At 72.0% G+C, this 15,752-nt stretch carries 11 protein-coding genes and 1 pseudogene; 5 read left to right on the forward strand and 7 right to left on the reverse strand.

What is annotated here, in order from left to right; translation table 11 throughout:
- Positions 1 to 525 (forward strand): annotated as a pseudogene (locus DMH12_RS39240) (hypothetical protein); the annotation flags it as partial.
- 72 nt (positions 526 to 597) lie between these two features.
- Here DMH12_RS39240 and DMH12_RS29755 read toward each other — a convergent pair.
- From DMH12_RS29755 to pepN, 3 genes are all read right to left on the reverse strand, one after another.
- Positions 598 to 3,894: a S8 family serine peptidase gene (locus DMH12_RS29755; protein WP_125494526.1), complete on the reverse strand. Its 3,297-nt coding sequence runs from the start codon at positions 3,892 to 3,894 to the stop codon at positions 598 to 600.
- A 299-nt stretch (positions 3,895 to 4,193) separates the two neighbouring features.
- On the reverse strand, positions 4,194 to 5,261 hold the full coding sequence (locus DMH12_RS29760) for a hypothetical protein (RefSeq protein WP_185832625.1): 1,068 nt from the start codon (positions 5,259 to 5,261) through the stop codon (positions 4,194 to 4,196).
- A gap of 222 nt (positions 5,262 to 5,483) precedes the next feature.
- Positions 5,484 to 8,063 (reverse strand): aminopeptidase N, encoded by a 2,580-nt coding sequence (gene pepN, locus DMH12_RS29765; RefSeq protein WP_185832626.1) that lies wholly within the window; start codon positions 8,061 to 8,063, stop codon positions 5,484 to 5,486.
- 145 nt (positions 8,064 to 8,208) lie between these two features.
- On the opposite strand from pepN, the gene DMH12_RS29770 reads away from it, so the two are divergent.
- Positions 8,209 to 8,847, forward strand: coding sequence for a DsbA family protein (locus DMH12_RS29770; protein WP_161328445.1), 639 nt, complete (start codon positions 8,209 to 8,211; stop codon positions 8,845 to 8,847).
- Here the strand turns inward: DMH12_RS29770 and DMH12_RS29775 are convergent.
- Entirely contained in the window at positions 8,834 to 9,061 is a 228-nt protein-coding gene (locus DMH12_RS29775) for a hypothetical protein (RefSeq protein WP_125494528.1), read from the reverse strand. The two genes, DMH12_RS29770 and DMH12_RS29775, sit on opposite strands and share 14 nt — an antisense overlap.
- A gap of 127 nt (positions 9,062 to 9,188) precedes the next feature.
- Between DMH12_RS29775 and DMH12_RS29780 the strand changes: the two genes are divergently transcribed.
- Positions 9,189 to 9,974, forward strand: coding sequence for an SAM-dependent methyltransferase (locus DMH12_RS29780; protein WP_125494529.1), 786 nt, complete (start codon positions 9,189 to 9,191; stop codon positions 9,972 to 9,974).
- A 126-nt stretch (positions 9,975 to 10,100) separates the two neighbouring features.
- Here DMH12_RS29780 and DMH12_RS29785 read toward each other — a convergent pair whose 3' ends face one another.
- Positions 10,101 to 10,742 carry a superoxide dismutase gene (locus tag DMH12_RS29785; protein ID WP_125494530.1) on the reverse strand — a complete coding sequence of 214 codons (642 nt, stop codon included), beginning with the start codon at positions 10,740 to 10,742 and terminating at the stop codon, positions 10,101 to 10,103.
- A gap of 152 nt (positions 10,743 to 10,894) precedes the next feature.
- Positions 10,895 to 12,277: an amino acid permease gene (locus DMH12_RS29790; RefSeq protein WP_125494531.1), complete on the reverse strand. Its 1,383-nt coding sequence runs from the start codon at positions 12,275 to 12,277 to the stop codon at positions 10,895 to 10,897.
- A 327-nt stretch (positions 12,278 to 12,604) separates the two neighbouring features.
- Here DMH12_RS29790 and DMH12_RS29795 point away from each other — a divergent pair, with 327 nt between their 5' ends.
- Positions 12,605 to 13,189 (forward strand): biotin transporter BioY, encoded by a 585-nt coding sequence (locus DMH12_RS29795; RefSeq protein ID WP_125494532.1) that lies wholly within the window; start codon positions 12,605 to 12,607, stop codon positions 13,187 to 13,189.
- A gap of 84 nt (positions 13,190 to 13,273) precedes the next feature.
- On the opposite strand, the gene DMH12_RS29800 is transcribed toward DMH12_RS29795, so the two are convergent.
- A complete protein-coding gene (locus DMH12_RS29800) occupies positions 13,274 to 14,731 on the reverse strand; it encodes an amino acid permease (RefSeq protein WP_125494533.1) in 1,458 nt (485 codons plus the stop codon).
- Positions 14,732 to 14,939: 208 nt separating this feature from the next.
- On the opposite strand from DMH12_RS29800, the gene DMH12_RS29805 reads away from it, so the two are divergent.
- Positions 14,940 to 15,425 (forward strand): ribose-5-phosphate isomerase, encoded by a 486-nt coding sequence (locus tag DMH12_RS29805; RefSeq protein ID WP_125494534.1) that lies wholly within the window; start codon positions 14,940 to 14,942, stop codon positions 15,423 to 15,425.
- The last annotated feature ends 327 nt before the right edge of the window (positions 15,426 to 15,752 follow it).

Consider the following 15,752-nt stretch of genomic DNA (forward strand, 5'->3'; position numbering starts at 1 on the left):
CCCCCCGCCCGTCCGCGCCGGCGCTTCCTCGCCCCGGCCCTCGGCGCCCTCGCGGTGGCCTGCGCGGGCACGCTCGTGGCGGGCCTCGGCTGGCTGGTGGCGCAGGGCGGGAGCGGGGCGTCCGAGGACGCGGCCGGCAAGGGCGTGGCGAGCGACGAGGGGGCGGGCTCCGCGGCGTCCGGCGTCGCCTTCGGCAGCGCCCGCTACCTCGCCTGCGCCCGGCTGGTGGCCGAGGGCACGGTGACGGCGGCCGAGCCCGTGCCGGGCACCGGGCGGCACCGGATCACCCTGGACGTCACCCGCGTCTACAAGGCGGACGGACCGGGGGAGCGGGACGCCGCACCGGTCACCTTCGTGCTGGACGACGCCACCGCCCGGCCGGCCCCGGGCGACCGTGCGCTCATCGGCATCCCCCGGTACGGGGACACCCCGGACGTCGTGATCACCGGCCACCGCGCCGTCGCCGCCGAACGCGCCGTGATCACGGCGTCCCTCGCCGAGTCCCGCACCCTGACCTGCGACTGACCCGGCGGGACCGGGCAAGGGAAGGGGCGGGCACCCCCGAGGGAGCGCCCGCCCGTCACCCGCCGCACCGGACTACGGCACGACCTTCCCGATCCGCACGCTGCCCAGGCCCGCGGCCGTGCCGTGGGCGTTGACCAGCTGGACCCGGCCGAAGAACTCACGGCCTTCCGGGGCGGCGGCCAGCGCCGTCACCCGGGCGGTGACCGTCGCCGAGTCGCCCGTGCCCAGCTCGACCGGCGCCGCGTCGTCCACGGCGACCGAGCCGAGGGTCGCGGCGAAGAACACGTCCCGGTAGTCGTACTCCGTGCTGCCCGACGGCACCGAGTAGCCGGCGACCTCGACGGTGTACGTGCCGGCGGCCGGCTTCGCGACGGAGACGGACTCCTCGGAGTCGCCGTCGGCGGACTGGCCGACCACGGCACCGTCCGCGCCGTAGACCGTCAGGTCCAGGTCGGCGGCCGCGTCGGAGACCCCGCCGATGGCGACGTCCAGCGAGTCGGCGCCCTCGGGCACCTCGACCGTGGAGGTGGCCGTCTCGCCCTGCGCGATGGACGGGCGGGACGTCTCGGACGAGCCGAGCGGACCGCCGGCCAGCTTGCCCTCCAGCGGGGCGAAGCGGTTCGTCACCTTCCAGGAGACGGAGGCCGGCGTGCCGGCCCTCGCCTCGGGCACGGTCACGGTCTCCGGGTCGAAGACGGCCCCGAGGACGGTGACGTCCAGCCGGTACGGGTTGTCCAGCAGCGGCGAGGTGCGCCGCGACTCGACCTCGATCTCCCAGACGCCGGCCTGCGGGTCGGCGTACGCGCGCACGTCGGGCCGGCAGCCGTTGCCGTCGAGGTAGTTGTTGTAGCAGTACGGCGTGGAGGTGTTGTCGACCGGGACGCCGTACGGGTGGACGGCGATGAACCGGGTCTGGCTCCCGGCCTTCAGCCCGCTCATCGCCACCTCCAGCGACTTCGCGCCCTCGGGGACGGTCACGAAGTAGGACTTGGTGGCGTTGCGCTGCACCGAGCCCCGGGCGGAGACGTCGTACTTCAGCGGGGCCGAGACCACGACCGTGGTCAGGACCTGCTTGTCGACGCCCTCGGTGCGCGGGTCGTCGACCTCCAGGATCGCGCTCTTGAGCCCGGCGGACCCGGGCCGCGCCTCGACCTTCACGGTCACCGGCTCGTTCAGCGGCAGCCGCACCTCGTCCGGACCGACGATCCGGAAGGTGCGCCCGGCGTTGTTCTCGAACTCCAGCTCGTGCCGGACCGCCCGCTCGGAGCCGGTGGTGCGGGTGAGCGTGATCTCGTACGTCTTGCGCTCGCCCGCCTTCAGGCCGCCCTCCCGGTCGTAGAGGCCGGTGCCCTTGCCCGGCGTCTTCAGGAACTGGTCGATCGCGGTGTCGACCGGGGCCTGGACGGTGTACTCGTGGGCGGTGGCGCCCTCGCGGATCGCGCGCCAGGCGTCAGGGACGTTGATCAGGCCCGCGCCCTCCTCGTACGCCTGCACGCCGCTGATGTGGTCGGCGGTCGAGGTCAGCGCCGTGCGCAGCTTCGCCGGCGTGAGGTCGAGGCGCGCCTGCTTCGCGGCGGACAGCAGCAGCGCGGAGGCGCCGGCGGCCTGCGGGGAGGCCATCGAGGTGCCCTGGAGCATGCCGTAGCCGGCCGGCAGGTCGTAGCCCGCCTCCGGGACCGGGGCGCCGGGCATCCAGGTCTGGATGGTGTTGACCGCGGCGCCGGGCGCGGTCAGCGTCGGCGTGAACCCGCCGTCCTCACGCGGGCCGCGCGAGGAGAACGGCATCATCGCGTACCTGGTGCGCACCTGGGAGCCGTAGTTGGCGGCCCAGGTCTCGCGGGAGATGGACGCGCCGACGGAGATCACCTTGTCGGCGAGGCCGGGGTCGCCGATGGTGTTGGCGCCGGGGCCCGAGTTGCCGGCGGAGATGACGAGCTGGACGCCGTGGTCGTCGATGAGCCGCGTGTACAGCTCCGCGCGGGCGTTGTTGCCGTCGTTGAGCGCGGGCAGACCGCCGATCGACATGTTGACGATGTCGACGCCGCGGTTGACGACGAGGTCGATCATGCCCTCGGTGAGCGCGACGTTGGTGCAGCCGCCGCTCCAGGTGCAGGCGCGGGAGGAGACGATCTTCGCGCCGGGCGCGGCACCGTCCATCCGGCCGCCGAACAGGCCGTTGGCGGCGGTGAGTCCGGCGACGTGCGTGCCGTGCTCGGACTCGATGACGCCGATGTTGACGAAGTCGGCCTTGGTGCCCGCGCCGTCGGCGACGACGTCCTTGCGGATCTCGACCACGAACGGCTGGCGCTCGGCCACGTCCGTCTTCGGGTCGTCGGTGCCGAAGTACCCGACCTGGAAGCCGTCCTTGTAGGGCTTCATCGGGGTGTCGTCGGCGAAGTCGTGGTTGCCGTTCAGGTCGACGCGGACCGTGCCGGCCTTCGCGTCGTACAGGACGCCCCAGGAGTCGGTGGTGTCGCCGTCCCGGTTGGCGTCGCCGGCCGCGTCACCGCCGGCGGTGTAGGACTCCAGGAAGCTGCTGACCCGGTAGGAGCCCGCGGGAGCCGTCCAGGTCTTCCCGCCGTAGGTGAAGGTAGGCCCGGACACCGAGGTGGTCATCGGGCGCCAGGTGCGGTCGCCGTCGACGACCGGGTCGGTGGCGGTGACCCAGTCGACGATCTTGCGCTCGCCGGTGGTGGTCTTCTGCAGCGCGGGGTGCCCGAGGTCGACGCCCGAGTCCAGGATGCCGATGGTGACGCCGCGGCCGTCCGCCTTCGGGTACTTCTCCACGAAGTCGACGGCGCCCGTCTCGAAGGACGGGTTGTACGGGTTCTCGGCGGGGGTGCGGCGGTCCGGCGCCGGGTAGGAACGGCCCTTGTGGTGCGTGGCGCCCTTCGCCCGGTCCGCGCTCGGCGTCGGGTCGTCCAGCGGTATCTCCTCGCGCAGGTCGATGCCGTGCACGGAGGAGAGCTTCGCGGCGGCGGCGATGGCCGAGTCCGCCTTGGCGGTGGGGACGGTGGCGCGGACGTATCCCAGCTCGTCGTAGGTCCGGCCGACGGTGCCGCCGGGGACCGCGTCCAGCTCCTTCGCCACCCGCTCGGTGCCGCCCGGCGCGGTGGCGACCATCATCGTGACGTACTTCTCGCCGTCCGCCTTCGCCTCGGCGAGCCGGTCCGCGTCGTCGGAACCGAGCTTGTCGTGCGCGGACTTGACGGAGGCGTCGGCGGGCAGAGCGGCCGCCGGGCCGTCGGCGGCGAAGGCCGCGGGCACGGGCCCGGCCGCGGCGAGCGCGGCCACGAGGCCCGCGGCCACGGCTGTGCGGGCCGCGCGTCTCGCACCCGGTATCGGTTCGCGCTGGGGGGTGTGGGTCATCGGCATCCCTTGTAGGTAAAGGAACCTGCGTGCACGACCGGGGCAGACCGGCCCTGGCCGAGGCAGTCCGGAATCCGATCCCGGACGACCGCTCAGCTTTACCCAAGGGATCACTGTTTGGGGAGAGTTGTCCGGGACGGGAAGGGGCCATGGCGTACTTCCGCCATACGCCACCCGGGACACAAGGGGCGGGCCGTGACAATCCCCGGAGCCGGACCGGGCACGGCATGAGGAGGGGCCGCGGGGCGTCGCGCCCCGCGGCCCCTCCTCTCCCCTCCTGGTGACCGCCCCGTCGTGCACTACTGGGGCAGCACCACGACATACGCGGCGGGTTCCCGGTCCCCCGCCGCCATCAACGCCGTACGGACGACGGTCGCCTGGTGCTCGGGCGAGTCCCGCAGTTTGCGCGGGGTGAGGTGCACGACCGTAATGCCCAGCCGCTCCAAGTGCTCCCGCTTGCGCACGTGTTCCGTCCAGACCGGGTCGTCCTCCCGCTGCCGGTGCGCGCGGGTGTCCAGCTCCAGCGCCACGGCCTGCTCCGGCCAGAAGGCGTCCACGCCGCCGAGGTGGGGGCCGCCGGGCATGCGCAGGTCGACGTTCCAGACCGGCTCCGGCAGGCCGTGCTCGCGCACCATCCGGTACAGGCGCTGCTCGGCCAGCGCCCGCCCCTCGGCGACCAGCGAGTCCACGGCGTCCACCACGTGCGGCCGGCTCAGCAGCCGCGCGCGGTTCAGCTCCCGCACCACCGCGGCCGGTTCGCAGTGCCCGCCGCGCACCGCCTCCGTCAGCAGCCGCCGCACGGCCTCCGGGTCCGTCAGCTCCGCCACCGCGTCGGCCAGCGCCCGCGCCACCGGCGCCACCGGCACCCCGGCGACCTCCTCGGCGACGGGCAGCGCGGCCGTGCGGACGATGCGCGCGCACCCCGTCGTCCGCAGCCGGCGCAGCCGCGGCACCAGTACGTCGACGACCTCCAGGGACGGCAGCGGGGGAGCGGCCGAGAAACCGTGCAGCGCCAACGCGGCCAGCCCCGTGATCATCGCCTCCGCGTACGCGGGGACGGGCGGGTGCTCGCCGCCCGGCTGGACCGGCACGGCGGCGGTGACGCCCGGGACCGTGCCCCCGGACGTGCGCTCCCGTGCCGCGTAGAGCAGCACCGCGTGCAGGCGCTCGTCGCCGGTCGGTGGGCCCGGGTGCAGCAGGACGACGTTCGGGAGCAGTTGCCGCCAGGGGCCGCCGGGCCGGCACTGATCGCCGGTCTCGGCGGCGGAGACGCCGTGCGCCCGGAGCTGGGCGGCCGTCATCAGCCGGCGCCTGCCGTGCGTCAGTTGGTGCAGGGGGCGGGGGGAGAGCGGGGTGTTGTGCGTCATGACCGGGGGTTTCCCGCGCCCGATCCGTCCCTGAACCCCTGTTACACGCTCATCGCCGAATCCGGACAAGCCCGTCCTAAAGGACGGGTGTTCGGATGCCGAAAACCCCTGGTCCGCACTGGTGCGGGCCAGGGGTTACGGCTGCTATTGACTGAATTCCGTAACGATGACGGAGCGCCCAATCATTGGCCAAAGATCGTCGTCGTCCGGGACACGTCCGGCCTAGCGGGCGGCCGCCGCGTCACAGGCCTGCCCCCGCAGCGCACGCGCCAGGTCGTCCCGCGCCTCGAGGACCAGCCTGCGCAGTGCCGGCGCCGCGTCCTCGTGTGCCGACAGCCACGCGTCCGTCGCGTCCAGCGTGTCCTGGGAATCCATCAGGGACGGGAACAGGCCCCGCACCACGTCCATCCCGATCTGGATGGACCGCTCGGCCCACACCCGCTCGATCGCCGCGAAGTACTTCTCCGTGTACGGCGCGAGCAACTCCCGCTGCGAGGGCCGCTCGAAGCCCGCGATCGTCGCCTCCACCAGGGCGTTGGACAGCGCGTCCGACTCCACGACCTGCGCCCACGCCTGCGCCTTCACCGCCGCCGAAGGCCGGGCCGCCAGGCAGCGCACCTGGTGGCGCTTGCCGGAGGCCGTGTCGTCGCGGGCCAGCTCGGCGGCCAGCACCGCCTCGTCCGCCACGCCGTGCGCCGCGAGCGGGGCGAGGAACGCCCAGCGCAGCTCCTGGTCCACCTCCAGGCCGTTGATCTTCTCGGAGCCGTCCAGCAGCCCGCGCAGCATGGACAGTTCGGCCTCTTCGGACGCCACCGCCGCGAAGAACCGCGCCCAGGCCAGCTGCGGCTCGCTTCCCGGCGCCGCCTCCCGCAGCTCCCGCAGCGCGCCCTCGCCGAGCAGCCGGCCGCCGGTCTCCCGCCACTCGGGGGCCACGTAGTGCACCAGCGCCGACTCGGCCCAGGCGTGCAGCATCTGGAGCACGCCGATGCCGGACTCGCGCCCCGCGAACCGCAGGACGAGACCGATGAAGTCCCGGGCCGGCAGCAGCGCGTCCCGCGTCATGTTCCACAGCGCCGACCAGCACAGGGCGCGGGCCAGCGGGTCCGTCAGCGAGCCCAGGTGCTCGCGCAGGGTCGCCAGCGAGGTGTCGTCGAAGCGGGTCTTGCAGTACGTCAGGTCGTCGTCGTTGACCAGGACCAGCTCGGGCGCCTCGGCACCGGCCAGCTCCGCGACGACCGTGCGCGGCCCGTCGACGTCGACCTCGGCGCGCGCGTACCGCTCCAGGGCGCCCTCGCCCGTACGGCGGTACAGACCCACCGCCACCCGGTGCGGGCGCAGTTCGGGGTGCGTCTCCGCGGCCTCCTGCACCACCGCCAGCTCGTCGATCCGTCCCTCGGCGCTCAGCAGCACCTGCGGGGTCAGCGAGTTGACGCCCGCCGTCTGGAGCCAGGAGCGCGCCCAGGCGGCCATGTCCCGCCCGCTGGTCTCCTCAAGGACCGACAGCAGATCACCCAGCCGCGTGTTGCCGTAGGCGTGCCGCTTGAAGTAGCGCCGCGCGCCCTCCAGGAACGCCTCCTGGCCGACGTACGCCACCAGCTGCTTGAGCGCGGAGGCGCCCTTGGCGTAGGTGATGCCGTCGAAGTTGAGCTTGGCGTCCTCCAGGTCACGGATGTCGGCCGTGACCGGGTGGGTGGAGGGCAGCTGGTCGGCGCGGTAGGCCCAGGCCTTGCGGCGGTTGGCGAAGGTGATCCAGGCGTCCTTGAAGCGGGTCGCGCCGACGTTCGCGAACGCGCCCATGAAGTCGGCGAAGGACTCCTTCAGCCACAGGTCGTCCCACCACTCCATGGTGACCAGGTCGCCGAACCACATGTGCGCCATCTCGTGCAGGATCGTGTTGGCGCGGCCCTCGTAGGACGCCCGCGTCACCTTCCCGCGGAAGATGTACTCCTCCCGGAAGGTCACCAGGCCCGGGTTCTCCATCGCGCCGAGGTTGTACTCGGGCACGAACGCCTGGTCGTACTTCCCGAAGGGGTACGGGTAGTCGAAGTGGTCGTGGAAGAAGTCCAGGCCCTGCTTGGTGATCAGGAAGACGTCGTCGGCGTCGAAGTGCGGCGCCAGCCCCTTGCGGCACAGGGCGCCCAGGGGGATCTCCAGCCGCGTGCCGTCCTCCAGGGTCCGCTCGTAGGAGTCCGTCACGTAGTGGTACGGGCCGGCCACGACGCACGTGATGTACGTCGAGATCGGCTTCGTCTCCGCGAACCGCCACACCCCGTCGACGCACTCGCCCGCGCCGTTGCTCCACACCGTCCACTCCTCCGGCGCCCGCACCTCGAAGCGGAACGGTGCCTTCAGGTCCGGCTGCTCGAAGTTGGCGAAGACCCGGCGGGAGTCGGCCGGCTCGTACTGGGTGTACAGGTACACCTCGCCGTCCTCGGGGTCGACGAAGCGGTGCAGGCCCTCACCGGTGCGGGAGTAGGCGCACTGGGCGTCGACGACCAGCTCGTTGTCGGCGGCCAGGTCCTCCAGGGCGATCCGCGTGCCGTCGAAGACCTCGCTCGGGTCGAGGTCGCGGCCGTTGAGGGAGACGGCGGTGACGCTCGGGGCGACCAGGTCGGCGAAGCTGCTCGCGCCGGGTTCGTTGCAGCGGAACCGGAGCGTGGTGACGGAACGGAAGGTGCGGGGCCCCTCGCCCTGCGTGTCACCGACGGCCGACCGAACGTCGAGGGACACGTCGTACCCGTCGACGGACAGCAGGGCGGCCCGCTCCCGGGCCTCGTCGCGGGACAGATTCTCACCGGGCACGGGCGGCACTCCCTCGGATGGTGTTCAGTATGCGGACAGCACCGATCCTGCCATGTGCCCCTGACGTGCGGCAGCCCGGGAATGGTGGGGTGTGCGGCCGCGTTGCCCGTACAGAAGCCCGCTCGTGCGCCTCATGAGGAGAGACATGTCGGACAAGACTCCCGTCGACTTCTGGTTCGACCCCCTGTGCCCCTGGGCATGGATGACCTCGCGCTGGGTCCTGGAGGTGGAGAAGGTCCGGGACATCAAGGTCCGCTGGCACCTCATGAGCCTCGCCGTGCTCAACGAGGACAAGCTCGACGAGCTGCCCGACGAATACCGCGAGATGCTGGAGGTCAAGGCCTGGGGCCCGGTCCGCGTGGTCATCGCGGCCCAGGAGGAGCACGGCGCCGAGGTGCTCGGCGACCTCTACACAGCGCTCGGCACCCGCATCCACAACCAGGAGGAGGGCCCGGGCCGCGAGACCGTCGCCGCCGCCCTGAAGGACGTCGGCCTGCCCGAGTCCCTCATGGACCACTGGGACGCCACGCCCTACGAGCCCCAGCTGCGCGCCTCCCACAAGGAGGGCATCGACAAGGTCGGCCAGGAGGTCGGCACCCCGGTCATCGCCGTCCCCGGCGCCGACGGCGGCCAGCTCGCCTTCTTCGGCCCGGTCGTCACCCCGGCGCCCAAGGGCGAGGAGGCCGCCAGGCTGTGGGACGGCACCCTCGCGGTGGCCTCGGTCCCGGGCTTCTACGAGATCAAGCGCACCCGCACCAAGGGCCCGGACTTCAGCAACCTGTAGGCCGGAAGGAGTCCGGCAGATCGAACCCGGACTTCCAGCTGAAGTAGGACTGCACCCGCACGCAGCCCTCGCGCGCACAGCGTCGGTACTTGCCCAGGTCGGCCCTGGACACCTGCGCGAGGGTGAGCGCGTACGCCCGCTCGGCGCCGTCGAGCGGGCGGAAGTCCTGGTCCGTGTCCCCGCAGTTGGGGCAACGCCGGTTCGGAAGACTCATGCCGGACACTGTGGCCCGGAACCACTCGCACCGGGAAGCCTCCGTCCGGCGGCGGTCATCTGTTCCCGTCGGCTCCCCTCCCGTAGGAGCATGGGCGCACCCACTCACTGGAGGCGAGCCCCATCCCATGACGGAGATCGACACCTCGGTGCCGCACTCGGCCCGGATCTGGAACTACTGGCTGGGCGGCAAGGACAACTACCCCGTGGACGAGGCGGCCGGCGACGCCTACACGGACGTCTTCCCAGGCATCGTCACCATCGCCCGCAGCAGCCGGGCCTTCCTCGGACGCGCCATCCGGTACCTGGTCCTGGAGGCCGGGGTGCGCCAGTTCCTGGACGTCGGCACCGGGCTGCCGACCGCCGACAACACTCACGAGGTCGCCCAGCGGCACGCGCCCGAGGCGCGGATCGTCTATGTCGACAACGACCCGCTGGTGCTCGCGCACGCCCGCGCCCTGCTCACCTCCAGCCCCGAGGGCGTCACCGCCTACGAGGACCTGAGCCTGTACGAGCCGGAGCGCATCCTGGAGGCGGCCGGACGCACCCTCGACCTGACCCGCCCCACCGCCCTCATCCTCAGCGGCATCCTCGGTCACGTCGACGGCCACGACCGGGCCCGCGACCTGGTCCGCCGCCTGATGGCGGGCCTGCCCGCCGGCAGTTTCCTGTGCGTCAACGACGGCTCCCGCGGCACCGACCCGGCCTACGAGGCGGCCCAGGACGGCTACAACGAGACCGGCGCGGTCCCCTACTTCCTGCGTCCCGTCGAGCAGATCGAGGCCTACTTCGACGGCCTCGACCTGGTCGACCCGGGCGTGGTGTCGGTCCCGCTGTGGCGCCCGGACCCCGCCCCGGACGGAACGGCCCCGCAGCCGATCGGGCAGCACGGCGGGCTCGCCCGCAAGCCCTGACGCGCCGCCCGCACACAGAAAGCCCCCGCGAGTCAGGTCCTCGCGGGGGCTTCCCTCATTCCGCCCGCCGCCGTGAAGGGTGAGAAGACGATCACGAGGCAGGACGACTCGGGGAGTCGGGCGGCGTCAGGGCGCCAGCAGCAGCACGTTCGTGCGGGCCTTGGCGGCCTCGTAGCGCTTGGCCACGTCCTGCCAGTTGACGACGGCCCACATGGCGTCGATGAAGTCGACCTTCTGGTTCTTGTACTGGAGGTAGAAGGCGTGCTCCCAGGCGTCGAAGACCAGGATCGGCGTGGAGCCCTGGCCGACGTTGCCCTGGTGGTCGTAGACCTGCTCGACGACGAGACGGCCGCTCAGCGGCTCGTACGCCAGCACGCCCCAGCCGGAGCCCTGCGTGGTCGCGGCGGCCTTGGTGAGCTGTGCCTTGAAACCGGCGAAGGAGCCGAACGACTCGGCGATCGCGTCGGCCAGGCCGCCCACGCCGTCCTTGTCCAGGGGCTCGCCGCCGCCGTCACCGGTCATGTTGTGCCAGTAGATGGAGTGCAGGATGTGCCCGGAGAGGTGGAAGGCCAGGTTCTTCTCCAGGCCGTTGATCGAGCCCCACGACTCCTTGTCCCGCGCCTCGGCGAGCTGCTCCAGGGTGTCGTTGGCGCCCTTCACATAGGCCGCGTGGTGCTTGTCGTGGTGCAGCTCGATGATCTCGGGGCTGATCACGGGGGCCAGCGCGGAGTAGTCGTACGGCAGTTCAGGAAGCGTGTAGACGGGCATGGCGGATCCCCTCCGACCTTCTTATTGCAAAAGGCTTGCAAGTGCACGCTAGCAGCAGGTTGCCGTGACAGCGCGGACGGGCGGGCCGAACGAGCATGAAAGAGCCCCCGCACGCATCGGTGCGGGGGCTCTCGGAGAGGTCGGGCGGCGGGTCACACGCGAGCGCGCCGCCGCTGCCAGGCGTAGCCGACGGCCGCCAGGACCAGCGTCATCCCGCCCGTCGAGTACAGCTGCACGCGGGTGTCCGGCTCGCGGGCCATCAGGACGAAGACCGCGGCCATGCCCGCCAGCGCCACCCACGTCAGCCACGGGAAGCCCCACATGCGCACGACGAGCTTCTCGGGCGCCTCCTGCTCCAGGCGGCGGCGCAACCGCAGCTGGGCGACGGCGATGAAGATCCAGACGACCAGGATGACCGCGCCGATCATGTTCAGCAGCCAGGAGAAGACGTCGTCCGGCCGCCAGTAGCTGAGCAGCACGCAGCCGAAGCCGAAGAGGGAGGAGACCAGCACCGCGATCCGCGGCACCCCGCCCGACACCCGGCCCAGCGCCTTCGGGCCCTGGCCGCGCTCGACCAGCGAGTAGCCGATCCGCGAGGCGCCGTAGATGTTGGCGTTCATCGCGCTCAGCAGCGCGACCAGCACGACGACGTTCATGAGCTGGCCGGCGCCCGGGATGCCCAGCTCGTCGAGGGCGGCGACGTACGGGCCCTTCTCGACCACCTCGGGGGAGTCCCAGGGGACCAGGGTGACGATGACCGCCATCGAGCCGATGTAGAAGAGCGCGATCCGCCACATCGCCGTCCGCACGGCGCTCGCCACGCCCTTCACCGGGTTCTCCGACTCGGCCGCCGCGATGGTCACCGTCTCCAGGCCGCCGTAGGCGAAGACCGAGGCGAGCAGGCCGATGATCAGGCCGTTGCCGCCGTTGGGCATGAAGTCGCCGAGGTGCGAGGTGCCGGGGGCGTCGGTGCCCGGCAGGACGCCGACGATCGCCAGCACGCCCAGCACCAGGAAGAGCGAGATCGCGCCGACCTTGAGGGCGGCGAACCAGAACTCGAACTCGCCGAAGTTCTTCACCGCGGCCAGGTTCGTCCCGCAGAACACCACCATGAACAGCGCCACCCACGCCCACTCGGGCGTGCCCGGCAGCCACCCGTGCACGATCTGCGCCGCGCCGATGCCCTCCAGGCCGACGGCCGTGCAGAGCAGCACCCAGAACGCCCAGCCGGCGGTGAACCCGGCCCAGGGACCGATCGCCCGTTCGGCGTGCGCGGAGAAGGAGCCCGAGGACGGGTAGGCGGCGGACATCTCGCCCAGCATCCGCATCACCAGCATCACGAGGAGGCCGGAGAGGGTGTAGGCGACGACGATCGAGGGCCCGGCGGCGGCGATACCGGCCCCGGAGCCGACGAACAGCCCGGCGCCGATCACGCCACCGAGGGCGATCATCGACAGGTGGCGCTGCTTGAGGCCGTGGGAGAGGGAGGCGTCGTCCGACCGCGGCGGTGCCTCGCTGGTGGTGCTGTTGGACATGGAGCGGCTCGTCCAATGCGTGGGGGAGGGGCAGGGCAAAAACGCCCACAGTCTCCGGGGTCGCGCCGGTGGGCGACAGCGGCTGCCCACGATACGGACGATGCCGATACGGAACGTGGTCGTCCGAATGCGGAATTCCGCTTGCCGTGACGCCCGCCTCACCCGCTCCGTGACCGGTGTCACCCGGAAGCTGGTGTATCCCGCGCGTTTGTCGGGAGCCCACCAAGCCGCCGATCGAGCCTTTGTCGAGCGCTGCTGGTGATCGGCCCCGGCCCGCTGGGATAGCGTCACGCTGTCCCGACATGTCCACACCACCGCGGAGTCCCCATGAGCACCGCCGCAGTCCCCACCGCCCGTTCCGGCCAGGTCCTCGCCGACCTCCTCCCCTCCTCCCGCGTCCGGGACGTAGCGCTCGTGGCCGGCGGCGCCGTGCTCACCGGCGTGGCCGCCCAGATCGCGGTACCCGTGCCCGGCTCCCCGGTGCCGGTGACCGGACAGACCTTCGCGGCGCTGCTCGTCGGCACCGCGCTCGGCGCGCGCCGCGGCCTGCTCTCGCTCGCGCTCTACGCGCTGGTCGGCATGGCCGGCGTGCCGTGGTTCGCGGAGGGCGGCTCCGGCACCGCGGCCCCGTCCCTCGGCTATGTCTTCGGCATGCTGCTCGCCGCCACGGTGGTGGGCGCCCTGGCCCGCCGCGGCGCCGACCGCTCCGTGCTGCGCATGGCCGGCACGATGCTGCTCGGCGAGGCGATCATCTACGCCGTCGGCGTGCCGTACCTGGCCCTGGCCGCTGACATGTCCCTCACCGCCGCGATCGCGGCCGGCCTCACCCCGTTCCTGATCGGGGACGCGCTGAAGGCCGCCCTGGCGATGGGCGTCCTGCCCACCGCGTGGAAGCTGGCCGGCAAGCGGTAGAGCCGCGGCAGCGCACGAAGGAGGCCCGCCCGGTCGCGGCAGCGACCGGGCGGGCCTCCTTCGTGTCCCGGGTCCGGGCGGCGGTCAGCCCTTCTCGGCGACGGCCTTGTCGGCGGTGTTCTTCCGCCCGGTGATCCGCTGCTTGACGAGGGCGACGACGATGACGAGCGCCGCGACGAGCAGCGACAGCAGCACGGTCGTGCGCCCGTTGTTCTCGGTGTCGGTGAGCATGTAGCCGAGCACGAAGACGATGACGGCGGCGGCCACCCAGGTCAGGTACGGGAACAGCCACATCCGCACCACCAGCTTCTCCGGCGCCTCCGCCTCGATGATCCTGCGCATCCGCAGCTGCGAGAGGCAGATCACCAGCCACACGAAGAGGGCCACGGCGCCCGAGGAGTTGACGAGGAAGAGGAAGACGGAGTCCGGGAACTCGTAGTTGAAGAAGACGGCGACGAAGCCGAACACCACGGACACGAGGATCGCGGTCCGCGGCACGCCCTGCGAGGTCGTGCGGGCGAAGGCCTTCGGGGCGTCACCGCGCCGGCCGAGCGAGAAGGCCATGCGGGAGGCCGTGTAGAGCCCGGAGTTCAGGCAGGAGAGCACCGACGTCAGCACGATGAAGTTCATGATCTGACCGGCGTTCGCGATGCCGAGCGAGTCCAGGGCGGCCACGTACGAGCCCTTGTCGATGATCGACTGCGAGTCCCACGGCAGCAGCGCGACCACGACGAAGATGGAGCCCAGGTAGAAGACGCCGATACGCCAGATGATGCTGTTGGTCGCCTTGGTGACGGCGCGCTGCGGGTCCTCGGACTCACCGGCGGCCAGCGTGGGGATCTCGCTGCCCATGAAGGAGAAGACGACGAGCAGTACACCGGTCAGGATCGCGCCCGCCCCGTTCGGCAGGAATCCGCCGTGCTCCGTCAGGTTGGACAGTCCCGCCTGGTCGGTGTCGGCACCGGGCAGCAGCCCGAAGACGGCCAGCCCGCCGACGACGATGAAGGCGGCGATGGCGACGACCTTGATCCCGGCGAACCAGAACTCGAACTCGCCGTAGGAGCCGACGGAGACGAGGTTGGTGGCGGTCAGGACGACCATCACGATCAGGGCCCAGCCCCACTGGGGCACGGCCGGTATCCAGCCTTCGAGGATCACGGCCCCGGCGGTCGCCTCCACGGCAAGGACGACGACCCAGAAGAACCAGTAGAGCCAGCCGATGGTGAACCCGGCCCAGGGGCCGATCGCCCGGTCGGCGTGCGCGGAGAAGGAGCCGGAGGTGGGGTTGGCGGCGGACATCTCCCCGAGCATCCGCATCACCAGCACCACGAGCGTGCCGACGAGGGCGTAGGAGAGGAGGATGCCGGGGCCCGCGGTGGCGATTCCCGAGCTGGAGCCGACGAAGAGTCCGGCTCCGATGACACCGCCGATGGCGATCATCGACAGATGGCGGTTCTTGAGTCCTGCCTGAAGCCCGGGCCCGGGTTCTCCGGGCCCCGCGGGCCCGTCCTCGGGCTTGGTCAAGGTCGGCTGCGAAGTCATGGGGGGAGGTCTTCCTTTGCGCCGGTCGTGCACTTTCCCGTACGAGCGGTGTACGAGCCGGACCAGTGAAACGGAGGTGAACGGATTGGGGAACCTCTGAATCCGGATCGTTACTTGAGCTTTGCCTGAGGTTCCATAGTTCCACTCGGCGCTTTCCAGGCTGACACCCGACAGGGCCCTCCCCTAGGGCGCATGTCACACTCGTCGCATGCGCGTGTATCTCGGCTCGGACCATGCGGGCTTCGAACTCAAGAACCACCTCGTCGACTGGCTCAGGGCGGCGGGCCACGACCCCGTCGACTGCGGCCCGCACATCTACGACGCCCAGGACGACTACCCGCCCTTCTGCCTCCGCGCCGCCGAGCGGACGGCCGGCGAGCCCGGCGCCCTCGGCATCGTGATCGGCGGCTCCGGCAACGGCGAGCAGATCGCCGCGAACAAGGTGAAGGGCGTGCGCGCGGCGCTGGCCTGGAGCGAGGAGACGGCCGCTCTCGGCCGCCAGCACAACGACGCCAACGTCGTCGCGGTCGGCGCCCGCATGCACACCCGGGACGAGGCGACGAAGTTCGTCGAGACCTTCCTCGCCACCCCGTTCTCCGGCGACGAGCGCCACATCCGCCGTATCGACATGCTCGCGTCCTACGAGACGACGGGCGACCTTCCGCCGATCCCTGCACACCACCCGCAGCAGTAGCGCGGAGCGCCTCCGGCGGTGCCGTTCCCCGGCGTGTACGTCGGGACGGGCACGCCGGGTGCCAGACGCCCCGCACCGCCCGGACGCCGGAAGGCGCGCCCGGGGTGTTCGAACCTGAACCCCGGGCCGCTGGAACGCGCGCCTCGGGTGCTGGGCCGCGTGCCAGGGGTGCTGGAAACCGAGCCCCGGGGTGCTGGGCCGCGTGCCAGGGGTGTTGGAAACCGGGGCCCGGGGGCCGCGCCCCGGGGGGGGGGGGGGGGGGCCCCCCGCGGGGGGCGGGGGGGGACCCCGGGGGCGAGTCCCGCCTCTCGACCGACCGAGTCGGGT

This window comes from Streptomyces sp. WAC 04229 (assembly GCF_003947455.1).
Classification (GTDB): Bacteria; Actinomycetota; Actinomycetes; order Streptomycetales; family Streptomycetaceae; genus Streptomyces.

What these genes read in the sequence shown, in the direction of transcription:
- DMH12_RS29780 (WP_125494529.1), top strand. Translation starts at nt 9,189, where the DNA reads ATGACGGAGATCGACACCTCGGTGCCGCACTCGGCCCGGATCTGGAAC.
- DMH12_RS29775 (WP_125494528.1), bottom strand. Translation starts at nt 9,061, where the DNA reads ATGAGTCTTCCGAACCGGCGTTGCCCCAACTGCGGGGACACGGACCAG.
- DMH12_RS29755 (WP_125494526.1), bottom strand. Translation starts at nt 3,894, where the DNA reads ATGACCCACACCCCCCAGCGCGAACCGATACCGGGTGCGAGACGCGCG.
- DMH12_RS29795 (WP_125494532.1), top strand. Translation starts at nt 12,605, where the DNA reads ATGAGCACCGCCGCAGTCCCCACCGCCCGTTCCGGCCAGGTCCTCGCC.
- DMH12_RS29805 (WP_125494534.1), top strand. Translation starts at nt 14,940, where the DNA reads ATGCGCGTGTATCTCGGCTCGGACCATGCGGGCTTCGAACTCAAGAAC.
- DMH12_RS29800 (WP_125494533.1), bottom strand. Translation starts at nt 14,731, where the DNA reads ATGACTTCGCAGCCGACCTTGACCAAGCCCGAGGACGGGCCCGCGGGG.
- DMH12_RS29770 (WP_161328445.1), top strand. Translation starts at nt 8,209, where the DNA reads ATGTCGGACAAGACTCCCGTCGACTTCTGGTTCGACCCCCTGTGCCCC.
- DMH12_RS29760 (WP_185832625.1), bottom strand. Translation starts at nt 5,261, where the DNA reads ATGACGCACAACACCCCGCTCTCCCCCCGCCCCCTGCACCAACTGACG.
- DMH12_RS29790 (WP_125494531.1), bottom strand. Translation starts at nt 12,277, where the DNA reads ATGTCCAACAGCACCACCAGCGAGGCACCGCCGCGGTCGGACGACGCC.
- DMH12_RS29785 (WP_125494530.1), bottom strand. Translation starts at nt 10,742, where the DNA reads ATGCCCGTCTACACGCTTCCTGAACTGCCGTACGACTACTCCGCGCTG.